Annotated in this window: 31 protein-coding genes and 2 pseudogenes; 11 read left to right on the plus strand and 22 right to left on the minus strand. The window is 64.6% G+C overall.

The window, feature by feature from the left end:
• Nucleotide 1: 1 nt before the first annotated feature.
• Together EV140_RS03010 and EV140_RS03015 are read right to left on the minus strand one after the other, a co-directional pair.
• Nucleotides 2–580 (minus strand): hypothetical protein, encoded by a 579-nt coding sequence (locus EV140_RS03010; protein ID WP_241971263.1) that lies wholly within the window; start codon nt 578–580, stop codon nt 2–4.
• Nucleotides 580–1149 carry a helix-turn-helix transcriptional regulator gene (locus tag EV140_RS03015; RefSeq protein ID WP_130280868.1) on the minus strand — a complete coding sequence of 190 codons (570 nt, stop codon included), beginning with the start codon at nt 1147–1149 and terminating at the stop codon, nt 580–582. The genes EV140_RS03010 and EV140_RS03015 overlap by 1 nt, the downstream gene beginning before the upstream one ends.
• A gap of 122 nt (nt 1150–1271) precedes the next feature.
• On the opposite strand from EV140_RS03015, the gene msrB reads away from it, so the two are divergent.
• A complete protein-coding gene (gene msrB / locus EV140_RS03020) occupies nt 1272–1742 on the plus strand; it encodes a peptide-methionine (R)-S-oxide reductase MsrB (RefSeq protein WP_130280870.1) in 471 nt (156 codons plus the stop codon).
• On the opposite strand, the gene EV140_RS03025 is transcribed toward msrB, so the two are convergent.
• Nucleotides 1739–2092 carry a cytochrome P450 gene (locus EV140_RS03025; protein WP_157985581.1) on the minus strand — a complete coding sequence of 118 codons (354 nt, stop codon included), beginning with the start codon at nt 2090–2092 and terminating at the stop codon, nt 1739–1741. The genes msrB and EV140_RS03025 overlap by 4 nt on opposite strands.
• On the opposite strand from EV140_RS03025, the gene EV140_RS13575 reads away from it, so the two are divergent.
• On the plus strand, nt 2085–2279 hold the full coding sequence (locus EV140_RS13575) for a hypothetical protein (RefSeq protein ID WP_157985582.1): 195 nt from the start codon (nt 2085–2087) through the stop codon (nt 2277–2279). The genes EV140_RS03025 and EV140_RS13575 overlap by 8 nt on opposite strands.
• A 49-nt stretch (nt 2280–2328) precedes the next feature.
• Here EV140_RS13575 and EV140_RS13580 read toward each other — a convergent pair.
• Nucleotides 2329–2547, minus strand: a pseudogene (locus EV140_RS13580) (hypothetical protein); the annotation flags it as partial.
• 45 nt (nt 2548–2592) lie between these two features.
• Here EV140_RS13580 and EV140_RS03035 point away from each other — a divergent pair.
• Nucleotides 2593–2808 (plus strand): hypothetical protein, encoded by a 216-nt coding sequence (locus EV140_RS03035; RefSeq protein ID WP_130280874.1) that lies wholly within the window; start codon nt 2593–2595, stop codon nt 2806–2808.
• Here EV140_RS03035 and gdhA read toward each other — a convergent pair.
• A complete protein-coding gene (gene gdhA, locus EV140_RS03040) occupies nt 2801–4150 on the minus strand; it encodes an NADP-specific glutamate dehydrogenase (RefSeq protein WP_130280876.1) in 1350 nt (449 codons plus the stop codon). The two genes, EV140_RS03035 and gdhA, sit on opposite strands and share 8 nt — an antisense overlap.
• Nucleotides 4151–4468: 318 nt before the next feature.
• Nucleotides 4469–4885, minus strand: coding sequence for a DUF5997 family protein (locus EV140_RS03045; protein WP_130280878.1), 417 nt, complete (start codon nt 4883–4885; stop codon nt 4469–4471).
• 117 nt (nt 4886–5002) lie between these two features.
• Between EV140_RS03045 and vapB the strand changes: the two genes are divergently transcribed.
• From vapB to EV140_RS03060, 3 genes are read left to right on the plus strand one after another with little or no spacing between them, the layout of a single operon-like run.
• A complete protein-coding gene (gene vapB / locus EV140_RS03050) occupies nt 5003–5227 on the plus strand; it encodes a type II toxin-antitoxin system VapB family antitoxin (protein WP_130280880.1) in 225 nt (74 codons plus the stop codon).
• Nucleotides 5218–5628, plus strand: coding sequence for a PIN domain nuclease (locus EV140_RS03055; protein WP_130280882.1), 411 nt, complete (start codon nt 5218–5220; stop codon nt 5626–5628). Before vapB ends, EV140_RS03055 begins: the two co-directional genes overlap by 10 nt.
• Nucleotides 5629–5641: 13 nt before the next feature.
• Complete coding sequence (locus EV140_RS03060) at nt 5642–6196, plus strand: LysR substrate-binding domain-containing protein (RefSeq protein WP_130280884.1); 555 nt, start codon at nt 5642–5644, stop codon at nt 6194–6196.
• An 82-nt stretch (nt 6197–6278) separates the two neighbouring features.
• Here the strand turns inward: EV140_RS03060 and EV140_RS03065 are convergent, their stop codons facing one another.
• The 4 genes from EV140_RS03065 to EV140_RS03075 all read right to left on the minus strand — a co-directional run bounded on the left by EV140_RS03065 (nt 6279) and on the right by EV140_RS03075 (nt 7782).
• Nucleotides 6279–6887: an NYN domain-containing protein gene (locus EV140_RS03065; RefSeq protein WP_130280886.1), complete on the minus strand. Its 609-nt coding sequence runs from the start codon at nt 6885–6887 to the stop codon at nt 6279–6281.
• A 169-nt stretch (nt 6888–7056) separates the two neighbouring features.
• Nucleotides 7057–7332 carry a type II toxin-antitoxin system TacA family antitoxin gene (locus EV140_RS03070; RefSeq protein WP_130280888.1) on the minus strand — a complete coding sequence of 92 codons (276 nt, stop codon included), beginning with the start codon at nt 7330–7332 and terminating at the stop codon, nt 7057–7059.
• Nucleotides 7333–7399: 67 nt separating this feature from the next.
• Nucleotides 7400–7528 (minus strand): hypothetical protein, encoded by a 129-nt coding sequence (locus tag EV140_RS13540; protein ID WP_277871083.1) that lies wholly within the window; start codon nt 7526–7528, stop codon nt 7400–7402.
• The gene (locus EV140_RS03075) at nt 7525–7782 is read right to left on the minus strand and encodes a hypothetical protein (protein ID WP_241971264.1); all 258 of its coding nucleotides are present in this window, start codon (nt 7780–7782) and stop codon (nt 7525–7527) included. Before EV140_RS03075 ends, EV140_RS13540 begins: the two co-directional genes overlap by 4 nt.
• Nucleotides 7783–7816: 34 nt before the next feature.
• On the opposite strand from EV140_RS03075, the gene EV140_RS03080 reads away from it, so the two are divergent.
• Entirely contained in the window at nt 7817–8143 is a 327-nt protein-coding gene (locus EV140_RS03080; protein WP_130280890.1) for a nucleotidyltransferase family protein, read from the plus strand.
• A 17-nt stretch (nt 8144–8160) separates the two neighbouring features.
• Here EV140_RS03080 and EV140_RS03085 read toward each other — a convergent pair whose 3' ends face one another.
• From EV140_RS03085 to EV140_RS03095, 3 genes are read right to left on the minus strand one after another with little or no spacing between them, the layout of a single operon-like run.
• Nucleotides 8161–9615, minus strand: a complete 1455-nt coding sequence (locus tag EV140_RS03085) for a protein adenylyltransferase SelO (protein ID WP_130280892.1) — start codon at nt 9613–9615, stop codon at nt 8161–8163.
• A gap of 37 nt (nt 9616–9652) precedes the next feature.
• Nucleotides 9653–10312: a nuclease-related domain-containing protein gene (locus tag EV140_RS03090; RefSeq protein ID WP_130280894.1), complete on the minus strand. Its 660-nt coding sequence runs from the start codon at nt 10310–10312 to the stop codon at nt 9653–9655.
• Complete coding sequence (locus EV140_RS03095) at nt 10309–11730, minus strand: SNIPE associated domain-containing protein (RefSeq protein WP_130280896.1); 1422 nt, start codon at nt 11728–11730, stop codon at nt 10309–10311. Before EV140_RS03095 ends, EV140_RS03090 begins: the two co-directional genes overlap by 4 nt.
• Before the next feature lie 100 nt (nt 11731–11830).
• On the opposite strand from EV140_RS03095, the gene EV140_RS03100 reads away from it, so the two are divergent.
• Both EV140_RS03100 and EV140_RS03105 read left to right on the plus strand, forming a co-directional pair.
• Nucleotides 11831–12151: a nucleotide pyrophosphohydrolase gene (locus EV140_RS03100; protein ID WP_130280898.1), complete on the plus strand. Its 321-nt coding sequence runs from the start codon at nt 11831–11833 to the stop codon at nt 12149–12151.
• Nucleotides 12138–13901 (plus strand): DUF2075 domain-containing protein, encoded by a 1764-nt coding sequence (locus EV140_RS03105; RefSeq protein WP_130280900.1) that lies wholly within the window; start codon nt 12138–12140, stop codon nt 13899–13901. The genes EV140_RS03100 and EV140_RS03105 overlap by 14 nt, the downstream gene beginning before the upstream one ends.
• A 54-nt stretch (nt 13902–13955) precedes the next feature.
• On the opposite strand, the pseudogene EV140_RS03110 reads toward EV140_RS03105, so the two are convergent.
• The 3 genes and pseudogenes from EV140_RS03110 to EV140_RS03120 form a co-directional block, all read right to left on the minus strand.
• A pseudogene (locus EV140_RS03110) lies at nt 13956–14405 on the minus strand (IS3 family transposase); the annotation flags it as partial.
• 18 nt (nt 14406–14423) lie between these two features.
• Nucleotides 14424–14780 (minus strand): IS3 family transposase, encoded by a 357-nt coding sequence (locus tag EV140_RS03115; RefSeq protein WP_157985583.1) that lies wholly within the window; start codon nt 14778–14780, stop codon nt 14424–14426.
• 47 nt (nt 14781–14827) lie between these two features.
• On the minus strand, nt 14828–15112 hold the full coding sequence (locus EV140_RS03120; RefSeq protein WP_130280906.1) for a transposase: 285 nt from the start codon (nt 15110–15112) through the stop codon (nt 14828–14830).
• A 492-nt stretch (nt 15113–15604) separates the two neighbouring features.
• On the opposite strand from EV140_RS03120, the gene EV140_RS03125 reads away from it, so the two are divergent.
• On the plus strand, nt 15605–15811 hold the full coding sequence (locus EV140_RS03125) for a hypothetical protein (protein WP_130280908.1): 207 nt from the start codon (nt 15605–15607) through the stop codon (nt 15809–15811).
• An 85-nt stretch (nt 15812–15896) separates the two neighbouring features.
• The gene (locus tag EV140_RS03130) at nt 15897–16985 is read left to right on the plus strand and encodes a hypothetical protein (RefSeq protein WP_130280910.1); all 1089 of its coding nucleotides are present in this window, start codon (nt 15897–15899) and stop codon (nt 16983–16985) included.
• Between the two features lie 20 nt (nt 16986–17005).
• Here EV140_RS03130 and EV140_RS03135 read toward each other — a convergent pair whose 3' ends face one another.
• The 6 genes from EV140_RS03135 to EV140_RS03160 form a co-directional block, all read right to left on the minus strand.
• Entirely contained in the window at nt 17006–18004 is a 999-nt protein-coding gene (locus EV140_RS03135) for a hypothetical protein (protein WP_130280912.1), read from the minus strand.
• Nucleotides 18001–18939, minus strand: coding sequence for a DUF5677 domain-containing protein (locus EV140_RS03140; RefSeq protein WP_130280914.1), 939 nt, complete (start codon nt 18937–18939; stop codon nt 18001–18003). Before EV140_RS03140 ends, EV140_RS03135 begins: the two co-directional genes overlap by 4 nt.
• Nucleotides 18929–20584: a UvrD-helicase domain-containing protein gene (locus tag EV140_RS03145; RefSeq protein ID WP_130280916.1), complete on the minus strand. Its 1656-nt coding sequence runs from the start codon at nt 20582–20584 to the stop codon at nt 18929–18931. The genes EV140_RS03140 and EV140_RS03145 overlap by 11 nt, the downstream gene beginning before the upstream one ends.
• On the minus strand, nt 20581–22521 hold the full coding sequence (locus EV140_RS03150) for an ATP-dependent nuclease (protein WP_130280918.1): 1941 nt from the start codon (nt 22519–22521) through the stop codon (nt 20581–20583). Before EV140_RS03150 ends, EV140_RS03145 begins: the two co-directional genes overlap by 4 nt.
• Nucleotides 22522–22786: 265 nt before the next feature.
• On the minus strand, nt 22787–23272 hold the full coding sequence (locus tag EV140_RS03155) for a DUF3846 domain-containing protein (protein WP_130280920.1): 486 nt from the start codon (nt 23270–23272) through the stop codon (nt 22787–22789).
• A 143-nt stretch (nt 23273–23415) separates the two neighbouring features.
• A complete protein-coding gene (locus EV140_RS03160; protein ID WP_130280922.1) occupies nt 23416–23736 on the minus strand; it encodes a ribbon-helix-helix domain-containing protein in 321 nt (106 codons plus the stop codon).
• Between the last annotated feature and the right edge of the window lie 221 nt (nt 23737–23957).

The raw sequence follows: 23957 nt of genomic DNA on the forward strand, positions 1-23957 counted from the left end.
GTCACCCCCGGAACGGCGGTTCTGGTCTCGGCTCGGGTTCGGGAGGACCGATGTCGAAGATGCGTTCCACACGCGCGAATGCGACCGGACTCATCGCGTCGCCGGGGAAGTATGCGCCGTAGAGGTCATCGACCTCATCGGCCGACCGTAGACCCAACAGGGTGATGAGTTTCGCCACGTCTCCCGCATCCCGGTTACCCCTGCGCTCCATCGCTTTCACCTTCATAGCGAGCAGCGCACCGGGCGGGGCGATGGCCACGCGACACGTTTCGTTGTCAAGCACTGTGTTCCACTCGACCTCTTCGCCCCACGCGGGGATAAAGAGCGCAGCTTTCGTGTTGAGCCAGTCGTCAGGCCACCCGCGTTCTCGAGCGATCGCGCGCACGTGGGGGGCGAGAGCTGCCTCGTCGGAAATACGCGCGTCAATGTCAACAGTGGTGCGGCGGTCGAAGTATCCGAGACGAAGCGCGGCGCCCCCAATGATCTCGATCGTCACGCCCGTGACTCCCGCGTCCCGGGCCCGAGCAATCAGCTCGCTCAACGCCGAGATGATGTCGTCGCGGTCGAGAGGGAATCCCATCAGACGCTCTCCCATTCGGCGGCGTCCACCAACACGTTTCTCTGCAAGAACGGCAGCGGAACATGATTGCGGGGCGGCTCCATATCAAAGGGCGAGCTCGCGAGAGTCGTCGGGTTCTCAAGCCGCTCACCAAAGCCGGCGACCCACGACGGCACGGGCAAGCCTCGCTCTCCGAGCCGCCAATCCACCAGCGCAGCAATAGTCGCGTCCCACAGAGGGACAGCGGTGCTGGCGGGCGCCTCCGCGCACAAGAGAACGGCCTCGACAGGTTCTGCGACCAGCAATGCGTCGGCGAGTGACAGCAAAGCACGCCGCCCGTCGTCTGATCTGTCAGCCTGCAGGGCGTCGGTTACGACGACCCCGACCTCCGCCGCGGTCGGGTACACACTTGGGAATGCGACGAGGTGGTGGTTCGTGACGTGCAACCAGCGGGCAACTGTGTCTACACGCGGCGCACGATGCCCGGACTCGATAAAGGACACCGCAGCTTGGCTCGTGCCGATAGCGTCGGCCAACTCGGCCTGACCGAGCCCGCGGCGAACCCGCGCATCTCTGAGCAACTGCTTCATCGCACCTCCCTAAAATATCTTAAACGATATACCCGTCGACGGAGAACTTTTGCGTCACTCCACAAGGCGGATGCTCGCCCTCTTCGCGGCCGCATCTCACCTCGCGGGCGTAGCGTGCATCCATGACCGAAGGAAACATCCCCCGGCACGACCCGGCCGACTACCGGGCGACCGCCGATCAGCTGTCTCGCCTCACGCCGCTGCAGCACAAGGTGACGCAAAACGACGGCACCGAGCCGCCGTTTCGCAACGAGTACCACGACAACAAAGCCGAGGGGCTGTATGTCGACGTGGTGTCTGGCCAGCCGCTGTTCTCCTCGCGCGACAAGTACGACTCCGGCACCGGATGGCCGAGCTTCACGCGTCCCATCCAGGAGGATGCCGTCACGACCCGCATCGACCGCGGTCTGTTCATGAAGCGGGTCGAGGTGCGATCCTCCGGCGCCGACAGTCACCTCGGGCACGTGTTCGATGACGGCCCACGCGATCGCGGCGGCATGCGCTACTGCATGAACTGGGCGTCACTACGGTTCATCCCGGTCGCCGAGCTCGAGGCCGAGGGGTACGGCGAATACCGGGTGCTGTTCGACTAGACAGCCTCGGCGGCCACCCCCATGTCGGGGTCGATCGGCGCGGACGTCGTCACCCGCGGCTGTGCCGTGAAGCGCAGCCCGAACGGGTCGAGCGTTCCCGGCAACGGCTGCCGGGGGTCGAGAACTCCGCTGGTCAGTTCCAGCTCGCGCTCGGTGACGAGTCGGGCGACGACCGTGCTCGTGATGTGCAGCACGAGGTTGCGCGCCGGGCAGATCGCGGGGCCGGCGCTAAACGGGATGAACGGCCAATCCTCCGAGGTGCGTTCGTGCAGGAAGTGCTCGGGCTCGAAGCGGTGGGCGGCCTCGACGCTTGTGTCGTCGCGGTGGAAGAAGGGGGCGTAGATGAACACGCTCGTGTCCTCCGGCATCGAGCCGCCGGGCCATGGCGACGGCGCCCGCTGCCTGCGCTTCGCCGCGCACGATGCGTTCAATGGCGGCCAGCACACCCGCACGCACCGTCGAGTCGAACGTGCGAATAGAGAGCTTCAGTTCGGCCGAGTCCGGGATGATATTGACCGCCGCGCCCGTACAGGGTGACCCGGAGCGCGTCGGAGGCGGCGAATGCGGGCCCCACGCGCATCCCGATGGCACCGGCCGGAAGCGGAGCGACGTGCTGGCCAATCACGACGTCGGGCGTGCCGAAGCGGTCGAAGAGCCCGTCGTTCCCCATCGCGCGGGTGCCAGCACCCTTCTCTTCGGCGGGCTGGAAGACGGCGAGGATGCGCCCGCTCCACGACGCGTCGGCCGCGAGCGCGTCTCGGCGAAACTCAGCTCGGGTGCGCGTGGAGGTCGCGGTAGAGGTCAGCGAGCTGCTCGAGTGCTGCGTCGGTCATGGTGAGCCATCGACCACATGACGCCGATTCGTCCGCCAATCGAGCTGCGACTTTCGGGGTCTGCGCTGCGCGGCGCGCCGGTGCTGGTCGCCGCTGTCGGCATCGCGATGGCCGGCTACCTGATCGGCCCGCTCGGGATGCCCGCAGTCGTTCTCAGGCTCGTGATCGTCGGCACGCTGATCGGCGCGCTCGCCGTGGGCCGCATCGAGGGCACCGTCGCGGCCGCTAAATGACGCCGAGCGCGAGCATCGCGTCGGCCACCTGGGTAACGCCCGCGATGTTCGCCCCGGCGACGTAGTCGTCGGGCACCCCGTAGGCGTCGGCCGTGTCGAGCACGCGGTCGTGGATACCGCGCATGATGTCGGCAAGCCGTTCCTCCGTGTGCTCGAAACTCCACGAGTCGCGCGAAGCGTTCTGCTGCATCTCAAGCGCGCTCGTCGCCACACCGCCAGCATTCACAGCTTTTCCGGGTGCGAACAGCACACCGCCCGCGCGCAGCACGGCGACGCCCTCGGGCGTCGTCGGCATGTTGGCGCCCTCGGCGACAATGCGCGCGCCGTTCGTGACGAGCGCGGCCGCACCCCGTTCATCCAGCTCGTTCTGCGTGGCGCAGGGCAGTGCGATGTCGCACGGAACGTCCCAGATCTGCCCGCCCGACACGTGCCGAACCGAGCCGCCCTTCTCGGCGGCGTAGTCGGCAACGCGCCCGCGGCGGCGCTCTTTGATGTCAGTGAGCAGGTCGAGGTCGATGCCGCGCTCGTCGACGACGTAGCCGCCCGAGTCGGAGCAGGCGACGACCGTCGCACCCAGCTGGTGCGCCTTCTCGATCGCGTAGCGGGCCACGTTGCCCGACCCCGACGCGACTACGCGCTTGCCTTCGAGCGCCTCGCCATGGCGCTGCAGCATCTCGTCGACGAAGAACACGGTGCCGTAGCCGGTCGCCTCGGTGCGCACGAGCGAGCCACCCCAGCCGACGCCCTTGCCGGTCAGCACGCCCGACTCGTAGCGATTCGTGAGCCGCTTGTACTGGCCGAACAGATAGCCGAGCTCGCGGCCGCCGACACCGATATCGCCGGCCGGCACGTCGGTGTATTCGCCGATGTGCCGGGCCAGCTCGGTCATGTACGACTGGCAGAAGCGCATGATTTCGGCGTCGCTCTTGCCCTTCGGGTCGAAGTCGGCGCCGCCCTTGCCCCCGCCGATCGGCATGCCGGTCAGCGCGTTCTTGAAGGTCTGCTCGAAGCCGAGGAACTTGATGATGCCGAGGTTCACCGACGGGTGAAACCGCAACCCGCCCTTGTACGGCCCGAGCGTCGAGTTGAACTGCACGCGGAAGCCGCGGTTGAGACGAACGTCGCCCGCGTCGTCGACCCACGGCACGCGGAAAATCAGCTGGCGCTCGGGCTCGACGAGGCGCTCCATGATCGCCGCGTCCATGTACTCCGGATGCTTCCGCACGACGGGCGCGAGGGTTTCGAATACCTCCTTCACGGCCTGGTGAAACTCCGGCTCGCCCGGATTTCGCGCGATGACGGCGTCGAAAACGGGCTCGAGGGCGAGGTCGAGTACGGCCATGATGAAGCGGGCTCCGGTGCGGTCGGGGGCGTGCGCCGGCGGGCGCAGGATAAACGTATGACCCGCCGCGGTTAAATCCTATTCGCCTCCCTCGGCATCATCTGGGGCGTCCCGTATCTCTTCATCAAGATCGCTGTCGCCGAGCCGACACCGGAATTTCTCGTGCTCGCCCACGCGCACGAAAATCACCTCTCCGGCGACCTCGCCTGCGACCGACTAGCCAAGTCCGTCGACGTAGAAGCGCCGCGCGGCGGCGAGCTCGCCGACGGCACGAGTGATGACGCTGACGCGGGGGTCCATGGCTGCCGGCGGTGGGCGCTACTCGGCGGTGGGACGCTCGCCGATCGCGGTGCCGGGCTTGCGACCCGTGCCCGGTGCGTGCTTCTCGCGCTCGTCGACGAGCCATTCGGGCATCTCGTCGATGATGGCGCGAATCTCGGCAGTCGTCAGTGAGTCGCTGACGCCGTTGCGGGCGAGCGCCGAGTTCGAGACGCCGAGGCGGCGCGACACCTCTTCGCGCGGGTGCGGGCCCTCTTTGCGCAGGGTGACGAGCCACTCGGGCGGGTTCTCGTTCAGCTCGTTCAGCTGCGTGCGGGTGATCGGGGTCGCCTGAAACTCCTCCGGCGTCGCCGGCAGGAAGACGTTCAGCTTCTTCGCCGCCGTCGCCGGGCTGAGCAGCTGCTCCTTCTTCGGCTTCGGCTGCTGGCGGCGGTCCTCACGCGGGGTCTCGGTCATGGTGACGAGCGTACGGGAGTCTGGGCACGGGGCGGGATTGTCTGCGTTGTGCAGATGCCCATTACCTAGCCGCTGATATCACGATATCATTCTCGCTAGCAGCAGTAAGGGGAAGAAGTGGTCGACATCTTGATTCGCGGGCTCGATGCCAACACTGTCGCGCGGCTGGACGCGCGAGCGTCAGCTCTCGGCATTTCACGTAGCGAGTACCTCCGTCGGCAACTCGACGCAGCCGGAAGCGGCGAGGTACCAGCGAACGTGTCCGCCGATGACCTGCGACGGGCGGCACGCGCCGCTCGCGATCTCGGAGACCCTGACGTCATGGCGGCGGCGTGGCAGTGACCACGTGGCTGATCGATAAGTCCGCATACATTCGCCTCGACAGCAGCCCCGACATCGATCTGTGGGCGAACCGCATTTCGCGTGGCCTGGTTCACGTGAGCGGCGTGACCCGCCTCGAGATCGGCTATTCGATGCGTAGCGGTCGAGACTTTGAGATCGAGTTCGGTGCGCCGCCCCTCTCGCTACTACCCGTCGAGCACCTCACCCCTGGCATCGAAGAGCGAGCACTCGAGATTCAGCGTGCCCTCGCGCTCCGGGGCCTCCATCGGGCGCCCTCGATTCCTGACCTTCTCATCGCCGCTACTGCAGAGTTGGCAGGCTGCACGGTTCTGGCGGTCGACAAAGACTTCGACATCATCGCCACCGAGACCGGACAGCCGGTCGAGTGGCTATCGACCTAGGTACCCTTGCCGCATGCCCGAACCGCTTGAGGTCGCCTTCGTCACGGGCGTCACCCCCACCAAGTGGGAGCGCATCTGGCGCGAGCGCCGCCCCGGCGGCCGCATCCACCTGACCCCCATGACGCAGGATGCTGCGCTCACCGCCCTCGCGGACCGCACCGCCCACATGGCCCTCCTCCGCGACGTCACCGCCGACGACGACCGCCACGCGATCCCGCTCTACCGCGAGCAGCCGGTGCTGGTCTCGCCGAAGGGCTCGCTCGCGGCCGGCCTCGACGACCTGAGCGTCGTCGACCTCGACGACCTTGACGGGCTCGCCGTGCTCGACGTCGACCTCGTCGCCGGAACGGGCGCCGAGGCGGTCGAACTGGTCGCCGCGAACGTCGGGGTCGCCGTCATGCCGCAGTCGGTCGCGCGGCAGCACTCGCGCAAAGACGTCGTTGCCAAACCGATCCGGGATGCGGCAGACACCGGCATCTCCCTCGTGTGGCCGGTGACCGGCGCGCATCCCCTCGCCGACGTGTTCATCGGCATCGTGCGCGGGCGCACGGCGAACAGTTCGCGGTAGCGGCGACCCTGGCGCCAAAAAGAAAACCCGGCCCCAGAGGGGCCGGGTGGTGTTTGACGAGAATACCAGGTTCGCTATTCGCTCACCAGGCAACGGGCTCCGTGACACGGTGTCCAACGCGAGCCGGAAGTTGATGAGCTCGCCAGTCTTCGGCGGTGAGCTGGTGCCACCAATGTTGACCCGCGCCCTCCCCGGGGTCTCCCGCCAGCTTTCCGGCGAGATAGCCCCTCGTCGGGTTGACGAGACCCAGTGGCACCCGCCCGCGGACAAAAGAAATAGGAAAGGCGAGGTCACTGTCATTCGACACGACGACTACCGCATCAACGTCCCCGCTCATCACGTCGATCAGCATGTGTGATGCGACGTTGACATCGGATCCCTTCTCTTCTCGTCTCGCCCCGGAGGCCATGAAGCGCCCCGCAGGGGCGTCCACCTGCGCACCGTCTTGAACCATCAGGGGCCACCGTGGATGCGTCACAATCGGCTTCCCGTTGCGCCCTGCGGTCGCGAGCGGGGCGGTGGCGATACGCACCACATAGTTGCCGAAGCTCATCCGGTCGACAGAACCAGATTGCGTTAGTGCGCGCAGATAGACGTCCTGCTCCCGTTGTCCAGACGCATTGCTCGCGCCGCTGACCCCGCGTCCGCCGTAGTACAGGTTGAATCCATCGATGTAGGCGCCGATTCGCATGGGGCGAGAGGGTAAACCGATTCCCAGGAGCCACGCCGGCATCCCTCACAGAGTGCCGCGCACTTACGCAGCGCGAGGGCACGAAACCAAGAATTTTGCGAGTCGACTCCGCAGTCGACCTTTCCGACGGTGTCGCCACAAGCCAACGCCCGGGGCCAGGAGAACTGGCTCACTCGGTCGAGAAGTGCGACTCACGCGTGAGCAGGTCGGCGAGACCCGCGTTGACGGCGCCCGGCATATCGATGGCGTCCACAAATTTCGCCCACGCATCTTCCGAGAGCCCGACCTGCCGCTCTTCAGTCAGCACGCGCCGCGCGGCCTCAAGCGCGGCCTGCTTGACGAATGCGGAGGTCGTCAGCCCCAGCGCGTCTGACGCCGCCTCAAGCTCCGTCTTCTGCTGGGCGGGAAGGCGGAATTCAACCCGATCCGTGGCGGAAGAACTCATGCATTGCAACTTATGTCATATGGCCGGAATTGCCCAGAGGTTGCGCAATACGGGGACGCGCCCGGCGTCAGCCGATCGACACCATCACGCTCAACACCGTCAGCACCACGCACACCGGCGCCATCGTGTACCGCTCGGGCTTCGAGCGCGAGATGCCGTTCATGACGATGCCGAGCGCCGAGTAGGCCACGATCACCCAGATGCCGACGTCGACGACGACGCCGGCAGCAGTTCGACGAGGCCGGCGCGCTGCAGCACGACGACGGCGAACAGCGCGTACAGCAGGATCGAGACGACACTGCCGATGCGCTTCGCCGTCGGCAGCACGCGATCCTGCCCACCCCACGCGAAGTGGCCGAGCGGGGCACCCGCGATCAGCGCGAGTTGGAAGAGCGCCAGCGCGGCCATGAGCGCCACAAAGGCGAGCGCCGCGAGGTTCTGCGCATTCATGTCCAACTTCAGCCTCCCCCGGTATTCTCGCGGTGTGTCGACTGCCGCCGCTACTCCCGAGACACTCGCACTGCGCGAGCTTCTCAGCGCGCGCCGCAAAGAATTCGAGGCGCTCCTGAAGAAGTACGGCGCTACCCACCCCAAGCTCTTCGGGTCGGTAGCTCGCGGCGATGCCGGGCCCGATAGCGACATCGACATCGTCGTCACGATGGACCCTGCCGACGGCAACCTCCTCATGCGTGCGTCAGGGCTTATGGAAGAGACACGAAAGCTCTTCGGCCGCAACGACATCGACATTTTTCCGACTCAGCTACTCAAGCCTTCGATCTCCGAGTCTGCTGCCGAGGGCCTCGACACGTAGCGAGACAGATCCGCTCCCTACGTCCCACAGAACGTCGTGTACGGCCCCGACCCGGCCGGGGCCCCGGCGGCATACCGCTCAAGCCCCGGCCGCTCCTCGAACGGCCGCCTCACCACATCGACGAGCGCTTCGAACGGTGCCATATCCCCCGCCGTCGCCGCCGTTAGCGCCTCCTCCACGAGGTGGTTGCGCGGAATGTAGACCGGGTTCACGCGGTCCATCACGCCCGCGTCGGGCGACAGCTCGAGCCAGCGGGCCGCCCACTCCCCGATCGCGTCCACCTCGAGCACGGCGGGGCGGTCACCGCCGCGGGCGACGGAGGCCAGCACGCGGAAGAACGACGTGAAGTCGACCCGGTTCTCGTGCAGCAGGTGCAGCAGGTCGGTGGCGAGCGGGGCAACGGCCTCGTCGGTGACGGAGCCTGCGAGACCGAGCTTGGCGCGCATCCCCGCAATCCACGCCTCGCTGTAGTGCGCGCGGTACTCGCCGAGTGCCCCCGTCGCCCGCTCGACGGCGCGGTCGGCGTCGTCGTCGATAAGGGGCAGCAGGGTTTCGGCGAAGCGCGCCAAGTTCCACTCGGTGATGACCGGCTGGTTGCCGTAGGCGTAGCGGCCGCCCCCGTCGATCGAGCTGAACACGGCGGCGTGGTCGAACACGTCGACGAAGGCGCACGGACCGTAGTCGATCGTCTCGCCCGAGATGGTCACGTTGTCGGTGTTCATGACGCCGTGCACGAAGCCGACGAGCATCCACTTCGCGACGAGGCTCGCCTGCGCCTTCACGACCGATTCGAACAACGTCAGATACGGATGCTCGGCTGACGCCGCGTGCGCATAGTGCCGGTCGATCGCGTGGTCGGCGAGGCGGCGCAGCAGCTCGACGTCTCCGGTCGCGGCGGCGAACTGGAAGCTGCCCACCCGCAGGTGGCTGCTCGCCGTGCGGGCGAGAATCGCGCCCGGAAACTCGACCTCGCGCTGCACCACGCGGCCGGTGGCGACGACGGCGAGCGAGCGGGTCGACGGGATTCCGAGGGCGTGCACGCCCTCACTGACGACGTACTCGCGCAGCATGGGCGCGAGCACGGCGCGGCCGTCGCCGGCCCGGGCGAACGGGGTGGGGCCGGAGCCCTTCAGGTGCAGGTCGTGGGTGTTGCCGTCTGGGTCGCGCAGTTCGCCGAGCAGCAGGGCGCGCCCGTCACCGAGCCGGGGGCTGAACCCGCCGAACTGGTGGCCCGAGTAGGCCTGCGCGACGGGGGTGGCGGTGTCGGGGAGGGCGGCGCCGGTAAGGAAGGCGACGCCCTCGACGGAGCGCAGAAAGGCTGCATCGAGACCGAGGGTGGCGGCGAGCGGCGCGTTGAGCGCCAGCAGCTCGGGTGACGGCGCCGGTTCGGCCTGCCACGGCACAGAGAGTTCCGGCAGCTCACGGGCGAAGCGGCCCTCGAGTGCGATGGTAGCGGCGGTCGACGCGGTCATGGGTCGACGCTACGCCTCGAGCCTGTGCGCGGCGGTTCTAACTCGAGCGGAAGGTGGTTGCGAGCGCATCATGAACGGCGGCGACATCGACCCCGACCGACGGCTCTTTTGTCAGCAACTGCACGAGCTTTTTCGGCCACAGCACCAGCACATCGCTAACCGTGAACGGGTCGGCGAACCAGGCCCAGTCGCCCTCGACGAAGCACAGCACGCCCTTCACCGGAACGCCTGGCACCGCGGCCTCGACGAGCGCGACCTGCTTCGTCATTCCCGCGACAAGCTTCGTGTTGTCTCCACCCACCCACAGCTTCTCGACGCGCGGGCTAAACAACCCGCCCTCGACGCGCTTTTCGATGCGCTTGTCGACGTAGCGCTTCGTGTCGATCACCCACACCCCGCCGGGCGTCACCACGATGTGGTCGATGTTCGCCCTCGATTTCGGGATGCGTCGGTCATGCAACACGCGGATTTGGTCGCTGGCAATCGCATCCAGCTTCGCCCCGACGACCTCTTCGCCGATCGCACCCGTTGCCCACACGCGGGTACTGCTGCGCTCGGGAGTCAGAGCGACGGCGATGCCCCCAAGCTTGCCCCAAGCGGCACGAGTCGCGGCTTCGTCCTTGGCGCGGCGGCGTTCGTGCTCGGCGCGGGCGGAGACTCCAGCCCTGGGTAGAGGCCGCTCAGTCGAATCGCTCATTGACCGACAGCTTCCTTCTCCAGTAGCGCAGAACTCGCCCTGAACTCAGGCGCCTCTGGCTCGACCGTGTACTGAAGCACCTCGACTGACTCTTCCTTCAAAGCGTCAAGCACTTGCTCCGGGGTGACCTTGAAATACTCCCGGCGCAGGTTGATCTTGTTGAGTCTCTGGCGCTCGAAGCGCTTGTGAAGCATCGACTCGATGCCCACGGCGTCGTCTGCGAAGAAGAGTGCGTGAACGTCGAAACGGAAGGGGACTGAAGCATCACCGAGCTCGTTGACGCGATCCATCGGCTCGAGTCTCCGCGTCAACCCGATCTTGACTACGTCTTCACCGAACGATCCGACGTTCGAGATGACGTAGACATACCCGGCGCGAATATTGGCCGCACGGTAATCGACATCGACGATCGCTTTCTCCACGTCGGCGATTCGTTCGCGCACTCGGGCCGCACCCTCTTCGTCACCGTTTGCCTCAAGTGCCGCAAGCGTGGCCGCATAGTGCGCCCGCTCTTTCTCGAGCTTGTCCTTCTCACGCTGCAGCTCCTGCTCGGCCTTCTTCTGCTCACGCAACTCTTCGCGATGAGCGCGCTCCAACTCCTTCTCGCGTTGCACGGCCTGAAGGTGTTGCGCGGCCAACGAAAGCTCTTGCAGTCGCAAAGCGTGGTAGTCCGACGTGATCTGCAGCGAGATCATTGACCCTTGCCGAGCGATCTGATCCGCGACAGTGCTGAGTCGTTTAGTCGCCGTGGCGATCCCACCCGCTTTGACACTCTTCACGCAGTTCTCGGCTTCGGCGTTGTACGCCCTCAGCAAGAGCTTCGACATGTCCGCGACGAACTTGCGGCCCTTCGCTGCCGAGTTGTTGAACGTGAAGTTGGTGGTCGCAATAGTCGCGCGCTTGTCGCGCACCATTGCCTTGATCTGGGAACGAACCGACTCAAGTTGCGCCATCAAGGCAGTCGAATTCTCGGCGGGATGCTCGTAGTCGTACAGCCCAAACGATTGCAGCTCAATCCCTTGCCGTGCACTCAAGATCTCTTCGTTGAGCGAGGAAAGTTCTGCCTTCGTAGACGCGACGCGGGACTGCAATTCAGACAGGTTCGACTTTTCTGCGTCGACTTGGGCTTGGTACTCCGCGTGTACTCGATCAAGCTCGGCGATTTCAATGAGCCCGTGTTTCGCCACTAGCTTTTCGAGCCGCTCGTTCTCGGATGCAAGCGCGATCGCTGCCTTCTTGCCGCCGAAAAAGGTGATCTTGGGCTTCGATGCACGGACCGTCTCAGTTTCTCTGGGCTCCTCTACCGGAGGAGCCGCAGACGTGGGGTGCTGATCGGCGAAGTGACTGGTCCAGTGCGAACCGTCCCACCACCGCCGTCGTCCTGAACCGTCGTCGTACCATCCCGAGGCTGCACTCATAATTTCGACCGTAGGTGAATTCGAGCGGCGCTCGCAAGACCCCCACTCGGGGCGCAGGTCGAGGCCGGGCCCCGGCGGGCCTCCGTGCTACGTTGACGAAATGGTCGATAACGCCGCTCGCGATGCCCTACGGGCCTTCGTGTCAGAGCGTGACTGGGCGCAGTTTCACACACCCGAGAACCTTGCGAAGAGCATCGCTATCGAAGCGGGGGAGCTTCTCGAGTGTTACCAGTGGAACGCCGAAGGCAACGAGCAAGCCATCCGCGACGAACTCGCCGATGTACTCAGCTACTGCATTTTGCTCGCAGATCGCCTGGGGCTTGATGCCGAGCAGCTGGTGCTCGACAAACTTGAGAAATCGCGCGCAAAGTACCCCGTCGAAAGATCGCGCGGACGCAGCGACAAATATGACCAGCTCTGAAATCCCGCGGATCTCGTTCGACAAGTCGGCGGTCCGTGACTGGGCCAAGACGGACCCGCGACACAAGAACTGGCCGGTCGTGTACCTCCTCGATTCAGCGAAACCGGCGGCGACTTCCACCGTGCTGCGCGACGTCTACGTCGGCGAAACTCTCAATGCCGAAGCGCGCATCCTTCAGCACCTCGACAACCCCGACAAGAAGCGACTTCTCTCACAGTTCCGGGTGGTCCTCGACGACCGCTTCAACAAGTCGGTGTGCCTCGATCTCGAATCACACCTGATCCGCCTGCTCGCGGGCGACGGCACGTTTCGCGTGCTCAACCGCAACGACGGCATCACCGACGCCAACTATTTCGATCGAGATGTGTATCGCGAGTCCTTCCGACAGGTCTTCGACCAGTTGCTTCACGACGGCGTGTTCTCCCGCAGCATTCCCGAGATCGAAAACAGCGACCTCTTCAAGCTGTCGCCGTACAAGGCGCTAACCACCGACCAAGCGGTCGCTGTCGAGAACATTGTTGAAGGCCTGTTCGACGACCTCGACCACGACCGCGGCGAGCTACTTGTCGTCCAGGGCGAGCCGGGAACCGGCAAGACCGTCATCGCCATCTACCTGATGAAGCTCCTCGCCGACATCGCCGCCTCCCGGCCCGACGACGAGCCCGATGCCGACTCAATCTTCTCCGACTTCTTCACTGACGGGCACCGCGAACTGCTCCGCGAATTTAGGGTCGGACTGGTCGTGCCGCAGCAATCCCTCCGCGAAAGCATCAAGCGCGTCTTCAAGCGCACACCGGGCCTTGCTCCGTCGCAAGTTCTCACGCCTTTCCAGGTGGGCGCCAGCGACGAGCGCTGGGATCTGCTAATCGTCGACGAGGCGCACCGATTGAACCAGCGTGCCAACCAGCCGTCAGGTGTGCAGAACAAGCAGTTCAGCGATATCACCGTGAAGCTCTTCGGCCAGGACGACTACTCCAAGACACAACTCGACTGGATTCGGGCGCTCAGCCGCCACCAAGTGCTGCTCGTCGACCCAGAGCAGAGCGTTCGGCCCGCCGACCTTCCTCCCGAACTTCTTCGCAGCCTTGTCGATGAGGCGAAGGACGAGAGCCGGCACTACCCGCTGGTCTCGCAACTACGAGTGCGGGCCGGAGACGACTACATCGCCTGGGTGCGCCAACTATTCAGCCCGCAGTCGAGCGAGGCCGCGATGCGCACTCGTCCATACTTCGGGGACTACGAACTGAAGTTCTTCGATGATCTCGGCGAAATGCACGACGCGATTCGAGAACGGGATGCGCAATACGGCCTCGCGAGACTCGTCGCCGGCTATGCGTGGGAGTGGAAGAGTCGCAACAATCGCGATGCCTACGACATCGAACTCGACGGTCGCCGACTGCGGTGGAACAGCACCGCAACCGAATGGATCGCATCGCCGAACTCGCTAGAAGAAATTGGTTCGATCCACACCGTGCAGGGCTATGACCTCAACTATGCCGGGGTCATCATCGGCAACGACCTGCGCTGGGATGAAGAGTGCGATGAGCTCGTCATCCACCGCGCGAGCTACTTCGACAAAAAAGGCAAAGAGAACAATCCGACGCTCGGTCGGATGTACAGCGACAACGATCTGCTGCGTTACATCTGCAATGTGTACTCAGTACTGATGACGCGGGGCATTCGCGGCACTTTCGTGTACGCCTGCGATCCGGTCTTGAGGCAGAGGCTAAGCGACGTTATTGCATTTTGAATGGTCATTCTGCGAGATCCTGACCCGGTTTCCCGGACACTTCTCTTGTGTTGATCATGCCGCGATTTCTGCGGCGGTGTGAAGGGCTTCAAACTCGGCGGGGCTGAGGTTTTCGAGGCTGGTGTGCCGACGGCGGGAGTTGTAGAACCCCTCGATCCACTCGAACATGGCCGACGATAGCTGTGTTCTCGAGTCCCAGCCGGTGCGGTCAAGCAGCTCGAGTTGCATCGTGGACCAGAACGACTCGATGAGCGCGTTGTCGACGCTGGAAGCGACGCGGCCCATCGAACCGAGCAGCCCTGCTTGTCGCAGCCGGTGCCCGAAGAGCCAAGAGGTGTATTGCGCGCCCCTGTCCGCGTGAACGACTGTTCCCGGCTCGGGTCGCCGACGCCAACGGGCCATCTCCACCGCGTCGACCACGATCTCCGCGGTGATCCGATCGGAGATCGACCAGCCAACGATGCGGCGCGGGTAGGCGTCGATGACGGCAGCGCAATAGACCCAGCCGTCTTTCGCGCGATGCTACGTGATGTCGCAGAACCAGAGCCGGTTCGGCTCATCAGCGCGGAACTGCCGCTTCACGAGGTCTTCGTGCGTGGCCGTGTCCGGCCTCCAGCCTCGCCGCTTGCGACGATGGGAGACGCCGACCAACCCGTCTTGCCGCATCAGCCTGGCGACGCGTTTGCGGGAGACGTGAACGCCAAGCCCGAGCCTCAACTCGGCCAGCACCCGCGGCGCACCATAGGTTGCCCGCGAGTCGGCGTGGATCCGTCGGATCGTGGTCGTCAGCTCAGCGTCCGCGATCGCGCGCGCCGATGGCGGCCGGCCCGCCCAGTCGTAATAGCCAGACGTTGAGACCTTCAGAAACCGGCAGGCCACCGCGACGAGGATCCCATCGAGGCTGAGCTCCTGGACCAGCCGGAACCCTATTTTGGGAGCACGTTCTCCCGCGCAAAATAGGCCGACGCGCGCTTGAGGATCTCCTTCTCCATCTCCAGCACCCGCAACCGGCGCCGCAGTTCCACCAGCTCCCGATGCTCATCGGAACTCACGCCAGGTCTGCGACCAGAGTCAACCGCGTCACGGTGCATCCAGTTACGGAGACAGGACTCGCTGCTCCCCAGATCGCCGGCCGTCTGAGCGACAGGATTTCCCTGCGCGACCAGATCCAGGGCGCGACGCCGAAACTCCGGCGGGTGGGCAGCAGGCATCTCACGGACTCCTCTCTGAGACGATCATCGCCTCAACTCAGGTGTCCGGCAAAGCGGGTCAGGCTCCAGCCCACCCCACGATCCGTCTGGGTTACGGTGCCGTCGGCACTCCTGTCCGTCGACGATCGTGAGGATGTCGTCGCCTTCGCTGATGAACCGTCCACCCGTCGGCGGAATGTCGATATCCATGAGTTGTCCTCTCGCTGCGGCTCCATTCTGGGAGCAAGCGGGACCACCCATGTAATTCAGGTAGCCGCTGCGCGCTCACGATGCATGTGGGCAGGCGAGCGCGCAGCGGCGACCTGAAGGAGCCGGCGGCAGCAGGTGACTGCGCCGACTGGCTTTAGTTGTGCGCTCCGAACGCAGAAATTGCAAGCATGAGCTCCGTGTACGGCGCGCGGCGCGGCAGCACGGGCAACGACACAGGCAGGCCGCGTCCGTCAGCGATGTCGCAGGCCACACCTACGATCAGCGAAACGAGCGAAGGGCACCATGGATATCGACTGGCACCAGCTCATCTGGGACGGACGCTGGACTGCGCTCGAGATGCTCTGGAACGCCGTCATCGTCAACGTCACTACGCATTGGTGGTTTGGCCCACTCCTCGCCGTCATCCTGATCTCCGCTGGGTGGAAGAAGATCGCCCGATTCGGTTTCTACGTTGCGCGGGTGTTTGGGCACGCTAGCGGCGGCTCCTGAGAGATCCGACGATGTCCGAGTTGACCTGCTGAGCAGGTTCCGCAGGCCAAGCCAGAATGGTGAGCAGACCTCGAAAGGGACCTGGATGCACCTTCACCTGCGCGCAGAGAGTGTCGCCGTCAGCGAGAGCCACGCAAAGGCGCTGGACGACGAGTTCTTCCTCTCTCACCCTGCGGCGCAATTCGCCTCGCGCATCTCCTCTCTGCTTGCCGCGAATCGAACCGCAGACTCAGCGACGCCGGATACGGAACCGGAGTTCTTCAAGACGCTCGGGCTGACGAAGACCGACGGACTCCTCGCGTTCGAAGAACAGGATCGGCGCCTGCAGGTAGCCGTCGAGGCGCTCAGCCTTCGCCACCAGGCGGCAGAGGCGCGCCTCCGCTTTATGTACGCCGTGACGGCGGCGAAGCCAAAGTCCGTTGACGCTCCCAGCACCTGGCTGGCGATTGCCGATAGCCCTAACGCGCTTATCGACGTCGTCCAGAAGACCGTCGCTGCTCTGGAGGCGGACGAAGAGCTGATCCTGCGCTGCCTGTTCGTGCCGGGTACTCGTTTCGACGAGAACGTGGCCGCCGCCGCGGAGACTGCCATCGCGTGGGTCAACCACGCGAGCTCGCTCCTCACCGGCGACGAGCTGTCGGTCAACGCCGCGCACAACAAGGTGAAGCACGGCCTGGCCGTTAGCGCGCGCGGCGACGTGCGCATTGAGCTGATCACAACGCCCCCGGATGACCTCGGCCAGATTCCAGTCAGCGCGTTCGGGGAAGGGAAGTCGGTACCGATCTTCGACCGCCCGATGCTGACCTACTTCAGCCGGCCGCATGTGAAACCGGGGCAGGGCCTGGAGGCCATCTCGCTACGGGTCGATGTCCCGGTGGTGCTGGCGGAAGCCTGGATGATTGCGAACGTCTACGCCGCGATGTTCCATGCGCAAGCGAAGCGTCATTTCGGCGAGGAGATGCCAGAAGGCGTTGCTCCAAATCCCACGCTGGTGATCGGGCGCCTGCCGGAGCACGTCATCAGCAACCGTCCGCTCGGGTATCGGGCTGCGGTGAGGTTGCCGCCGGACGGCACCACTCCCCCGAGGAAGCCTGGACTGTTCTTCCACGGCAGCTTCATGCCGATGGACGTCGACTACGAGAACAAGGTCAGCGGGGTCGTCGTCGACGGATAAACCCCGATGTCGACGAGGCCTTAATCCCAGAGCTTGATTCTGAAGAACCCGCCCTGAGGCGTGTCGTGGAAGTCGAAACCAAGCTCGTCCGCCCAGATCTGCAGGTGAAGCCCCATCTCGCGAACCACTTCGTCAGTAGCGGCAATATCGACCTCGACCGTCATCGGGATCTCGCCGAGAAGCCCCAGGTATCGCTCCCACCACGGCGCGATGTGCTGACGCCAGCCCGGCAGCGACGCAATATCGCTTGGCACCGGACGGAAGCCGTCTTCCGTGCGAAGTGCCGCGGCTAGATAGGCGAGCGTCTTCCAAAGGATGTGCAGCGCGTTGAACGTCACGAGCATGCCGCGCTGGAAGTAGTCAGGGTCGTCCTCGGGAATCGCGGGCAGCTCCGTAGCCAGCGTCTCCTGCCACGCCTCGATCGATGCCTCAACGTTGCTTGCGGACTGCTCGACTTCGCGCCCCGTGACCTGGGAACCCAGGTACTCAGCCAAGTGCTCTTCGATCTGCTCGCTCGCCATCGAGACGAAGTTCATCAACGCGTAGCCGAACTCTTCGCGATGGTGCAGGTCGAAGGGTTCGTCCCCGATGTGATGAATGCTGGCGTGAACAGCCTCATGAGCAGCCAGATGCTGAATAAGGCGCGACTGCTCGGCCGTTTCCTGCACGTCTTCGAGCGGCAAGAGCCAGTAGACCGGGATGAGGATGTCGACAAGTCCATCGGCGTTCGGTGGCATGGTCTTCGCCGCCACTACCCCTGCACCGCGCTCCATCATGAAGGGGGTGTCGGTCCGGTCCTCGCGCGCGTTCACCGTCGCAACGAGATCACCAGTAATCACCAGCCGCGTCTTCGCGCGATCCTCGGGGCGAAGTGCGCTCGTCACCGCGCCGATAAGCTGCGCGAGAGCTCCGCCATCAGCGCTCGACTGAATGCCGGCGGCGAGGAGCTGGGCACCCTCCTCGCTCAGGTTCTCAATGACGATCTGAAGCCCGTTGGTGCTGTCGCTTGGCTCAGTCATGATGTAGCTCCTTCGTCCTGGTCGCGGATTCTTCGCCGTTCATTGAGGTACCCCTCGTGGAGCTCGTCAGTCTTTTCCAGTAGCGCTATCAGTGCACGGCCGCGCTCCTGTAGGGCGTGCGGAAGCGGCATGCCGAGGAAGATGCGACTGTAGTCACCGAGGGTGAGCAAGGACAGAAGCGCCATCGATAGCAGTGGCTGTGGGCGGAATGGCTGCGGCCGGAGCTCGATCTCAAAGCCTCCGCTCACCTCGTCGAGGTGGTGCTTATAGATGTCCGCGAAGCTTCCGTGCACGGCACCCGAGCCCGTCCGATACGCCGCGTAGGCGGTCGGTCCGAGAAGCTCGAGGCGCACCTGCGCGTTGGGCCAGCCGTTGTTCCGACGCGACGGAATGTCTTCCTCGCGCACCCCGGCGGCCTTCAGCGTCCCGGCGATAGAGCGGTTGATCCGCTCCTCGATCGGGAGCATTACGTCACTGCGCTGAGCGACCTGCTCGCCAACGTCTTTCAAGAACTCGCGCTCCGCGATGAGGCTGTCCATGACATAAGACGTGTACCGGCTTCCGTCTCCCGGATCGCCGAGAAGGTACATGACGGTCGAGACGGAATCCATAAACTCGCGACTCACCGCGATCTGTTGATCCCCGCCGTGCTCATCGGCGATCTGTCGGATCAAGGTCTTCATGAGCTTGATCATGCGGGCGTAGTGACCGACGACGATTGCGTGGTTGCGCGAGAGACCATCGGTCTGGCCCTCTGTTCGGATGCCGGCAACCGCGGCCAGGAAGATCGACGCCTCTTTCAGCAGCTCGAAGCTCTCGCGGACGAAAGGCACCTCGTCTGTGGTGGTTTCGAGTTCCTCGAAGTTGACAGCATGGAGCTCCGGGAGCATCGCCGGATCGAACGGGCTCGTACCGCGGGTGGATTCAGGACTCATCGGCATACCCCAATAGCTCATCGTGCGGAGGCGAGTCCTCACTCCAGCGGAAACTCGCCCCATCTGGCTTCGCACGGTGACGAGCAGTGGTGAGCACGAGTTCGTCCTTGGCCCGTGAGATGGCGACGAAGAACTCCGACTTCACATCGTTGTCATCGCCCCAGAAGAACTGAGGCTCGACGCCGAAGACAATGACCTTCTCGAACTCCAGCCCCTTGCACTTGTGCACCGTCAGTATCCGGATGGCGTCCTCTTCCGATAGTCGGTCGAGCGCCGCAATCGGATCGCCGTCGATCGCTAACTCACGCTTGAAGGCGCCGGCGGCCTCGATCATCACGTCGTTCAGGCGAGTCCCTTGTTGATATGAGGGCGATAGCGCGTTGAGCGACGGACGCGTCACGAACTTCAGAAACGAACTGATGAGTGGATTCCACGAGGAGTAGTCGGCGGCATCGAAGCCTGCCGCGCGCACGGTCAGGCGAGCGTCGCGAAGGAGAGCGCGGAGCTTGCTGTCCAACACGCCGTCCACCTCCTCGATTCCACCGCGGGTCACGACGCGCACCAGCTCGGTGTAGGCCGCCGGCCACCCTTCATCCGCTACGACGCGGAGGTAATTGAAGATCAGGGCCGCAACCGGCTCCGTCGTTAGGTCTTGAGACTGCTGCTCGTTGCGATACGGGATGCCCGCGGCGGTGAGACGCTCACCAAGGACGCTCGTGATGAGGTGGGGCTGCTGCCGTGCCAGCACCGTGATCTCGTGCGGTGGTACGCCGGCGTCGAGCCATTCCTGGAGCATAGTCGTCACTGCGGCTGCCTCGTCCTCGTCGGTCTCGAAGCGCAGCGCTTGGAGTACGCCTTCGTCGCCGACAAGATCTTCATCCGGGCTCGCGGCACCCGGATCCATCTCGAGAATCATGCGGTTCTGCATCCGGCGCAGCCGCGGCTTCGATCGGAAGTTTTGGTACAGCTGCAGGTCGGTCGCGCCGAAGTCTGCAGCGAATGTCGCCATGACTCCGTCCAGCGCGCCCGCGAAGCGCATGATGCGCTGCTTGGTGTCACCGACGCCGATGAGCTGCACACCGGTACCCTCAAACGCCTCCTTCAAGAAGGCGTACTGCGCGGTCGTAGCGTCCTGGAACTCGTCCATGAAAACGTGGCTGTAGGTCTGCCGAAGCGCCCCTCGCGCGTAGGCATTCTTTTCCAGGATCTCCAGAGCGAGCGGCACGAGGTCATCGAAGCTGATCTGCTCGTTCTGAATCCGGGTGCGCGCGTCGAGCCGGTAGTCCGCGTTGAGCGCGTTTTGGCCGGTAAGTGCCGGACGGAAGTTGTCGACGAGTCGCTTAGCAAAGGCGTGGAAGGTGAAGCTGTCGAAGCGAGCGGCATACTGCGATCCGGAGCGCAGTCGAACGCGGGACTGAAGATTGCGGGCTGCGTCGACCTTGAATGAGATCGCCAGGATTCGCTTGGGGTAGGGACTCGCGCCGGTTCGGAAGAGCAAGTCTGCCCGCTGCGCAAGTAGCTCGGTCTTGCCCGCGCCAGGGCCGGCGGTGACAACGATGTTGGCCGTCGTTTCACGCACGGCCTTCAGCGCGTTCGGCTCGAGATCCAGTCCGCCGACCGGATGCCAGTCATCGGGATGGATCACTCGGGAAGCGCCCCCAGCTTCGCACGCACGTCCGCGACGATCCGCTCGAGTACCTCCGGAAGGTCTTCGAGTAGCTCCTCGTCGGTCAGCGCCGCCATTGCCCGAAGGTGCGACGCGGGCTTGCTCTTCAGGTCGAACAGCCGGTGATAGTCATCGAAGAGCTCGCGGGTGTCGGCCGGGAGACGATCCTCGTTCGCGTGCGACTTGCCGAGTACCGCGGCGATGGTTTTTTCGTCGGGCGTGCCCACCGACTCCACTCCGTAGGAATCGGGGAACGCCTCGAGCATCATGAGGTCGAGATCGACCGGGTGCGAGAAGTAGACGCCCTTCGTCTCGAGGGAGTTGACGGGGCCCACGCCGCCGGCGATGCGCGGATCTACGAGTTCCGGGAAGTCGATGGCGTCGTTCCACTTCGGAAGCCCTTCGATCGACGCGTCCGCGTACGTGCCGGGCGTCAGCTTGTTGTACTGCTTCAGCGCGTTTCGAACGCGACCCCAGCCGCCCTCATGGCGCCCGGAATCAAGGTCGAGCAACGTCACGTGCGGGATCTCCAGCTCGTGGAGGAGACGCCAAAAGTGATTGACGTGGCGACCACCGAGCGGCACGACCGAGACTGATGCATCGTCTTCCGCGATACCTGCCGCCGCAAGGACACGAGGCAGCACGATCTGCTCGCTGTCTCCCTCGCCGAGAACGACCAGACGCGAGAAGTAGAGCTCCGGGAATGCGAGCACGGCTTCGCGCACGTACTTCGCTGTCTCATCACTCGTCGTCGGTAGCAGGATGCGGCGCACCTGCGACTGGCGATTGCTGTCGAGGCGCAGGAAGCAGATCGACTCAGGATCGACTCGGCGGAGCAAGGCCGGCGAGTGCGTCGCGATGAGGGACTGCGAGTCGCCGTGCCCCGCGGCCGTCCGGAGCTGCCGGATGATGCGACCGAGGTACTGCGGCGCGAGACTGTTCTCTGGCTCCTCAAGCGCTATGACCGTGTGCACCGGAGGGCGCAGGCGGTGCTGATCGAATGAGGTCTCGGTGCCACTCAGCACTTCTCGCGCGAGGGACTGCCATGCGAGAACTAGCGAGATGTAGAGCAGCGACTTCTGCCCGTCACTGAGTCGATCGAACGGAAGGGACGAGCCGGCCGGGGACGGTGCGAATGAAACGGTGAGCTGGCGGAGCACACTCTCTAGATCGCCACTGCCAAACGCAATCGACGGGTCGGTGAAGAAGGCGCCAGAGTGGAGACCCTTCCACTCCCCCGCGAGCTGAACACCGATGCTCTTCACGGCGTCATTGTCAGCAAGCGCGTCGGTGAGACTCTTCGACAGCGTGTCCAGTGTCGTGCGCTCGGCAGTCCAATCCGCCGCGCGTAGCGCGCGACCGACCAACGACGCGGTCGTGTAAGCGATGTGCTCGGCCGGATCGCGGCGCGCAGGCAGGTAGTGCACCTCTATGTTGGCGCGGTCGAAGCGCGACATGTCGGCTCGCTGCAGCGGTTCTCCGTCCGCATCCGCTTCGAGGATGTACTCGAGCTTCTCCTCGATCACATTGTCGGGAGCGATAGTGGCGGTGAGGCGGACGCGGATCCGCGGAACCCCGTCCTCCGTGGCGATTCGCATGTGTGCGAAGTTGGGCGGGACCGAAGCGTGGTCGCCTGATGCGCCCGACTCGGGCACCTCGATGTCTACCTCGATCCACAGCACGGGGCTAGCGGCATGCACATCTGCTGCCGTCTGCCCATTCGGGATGTGGAAGTCCGAGTGACGAACTTTGCGCTGCGCCGACAGCGGACTGAAGAGCCGCGAGAGCGCCTCGAGCACAGCAGTCTTGCCGGCGCCGTTAAGTCCGAGGACGTAGGTGACGTGGCGCAGGGCGATCTCAGTCGGGTCGGTGCCGAACGACTGGAAGCCGGACATTCGAAGATAGGTGATCTGCATCAGGCGCCCTCGTCTCGATGCGCGCGCGAAGAAGCTCGCCGGGACGGACGAGCGGATCGGGTGAGCTGGGAATGCTTCATCGGGTGGTCAATTCGAGCGCATAAATCGCGTTTCGCTCATTCTCCTTTGTGCCTTTAGTTATGAGGCAACGAACGCGCCGTGGCGATAGGCCAGATGTTGTGACTTGGGCAACGAGGTCGGCCCGAAACGAAAGAGCGGCGACCACGAGCGACGAGACTGTCGATGCTCAAGTGGTCGCCGCTTCTCAGTTAGAGGAGAGCACGCGTGGACGGATCCGAAACTGGACGCCCGGTCGAGCGGAGCGCGTCAGCAACATGCACCAGACCGCTGCCTCGAACACTGTGCCGAACTGCGCACGCGTCTCTCGCCAGAGACGGCCAGCGTGGGCTCTCACGTCGATGAAGAACTCGCTGGCCTCAAACACATCGCCCACGAGCTCCTCCGGGACGTCGCCGTCGTTCCCGTCTCCAGACAGCACTACGTCGCCGAACAGCAGCGGGTGCCGCATCGGGTCAACGGCGTACAGCCAGGTCAGCGCCATCGCCCTCGTGTTGAGGGGCGCGAAGTCGCGATGCGCGGCCTCATTGACGTAGAGCGTGGCGCCCATGCCGGGCACCCCGATGATCTCGAGCCAGCCGTCGACAGCCTCCTGGAAGGCGCCGATGTCCGGCATCTCCTGGAGCCGCGGCGGACGGGTCTCGTCGTGCGGGATGACGACGCTCTTCACCATCGCTCCCACCTCCTTACTGTTGTCGCGGCCGAGGACTCGTTCGTTCTCTGACAAGCCGCGGGGCAGCAACGAGGGGCAGGCGAGTAGGCGCCGAGGCGCCCGGGAGAGCACGGCGGTGCTCGATCCCGGACGCCCGGCGCTGGTCAGGCCGAAGCCTGCTTGGTGGTGCGACCACCACGTGACGATGCGCCTCCGAAGATGGCCTCGATCGCGCTCTGCTTGGTCTTGGCCTCGCGCTCGATCTCAGCCCGCACCGTCTCGGCGCGCTGGAGCACCTTCGGGTCCGACTTGCTGGTCTCGACCCAGGCCTCCAGCGCCAGACGGATCTCTTCTGTGACGCTCCGGTCGTTGAGCTGTGCGATCACTTCGAGCTGCGCCCGCAACCCGTCGGTGATGCGCACGCTCAGCGGGCGGATGGGACCGAGAGCCGTGGCCGGCACCTCGGGCAGTTCGTTATCACTCACGAGTGAGCCTCCTCATCGGATCCGGCCGACGAACCCCGGGTGGGTTCCTCTTGGTGAAGCCGCGTCCCGGCGAGGAGGACTGCTGAGTATGACGGCTCAGATCAGCACGTCAATGCGCCGGTCGCGCTCGTTGCGAAAAGCACAACGCGTGGGCTGTTCTCGTCGCGGACGAGTTCGGTCATAGTCATAAGCAGATATGAGCGCCCGCCTACATACCGAAC

This window comes from Microcella alkaliphila (genome assembly GCF_004216855.1).
Taxonomy (GTDB): domain Bacteria; phylum Actinomycetota; class Actinomycetes; order Actinomycetales; family Microbacteriaceae; genus Microcella; species Microcella alkaliphila.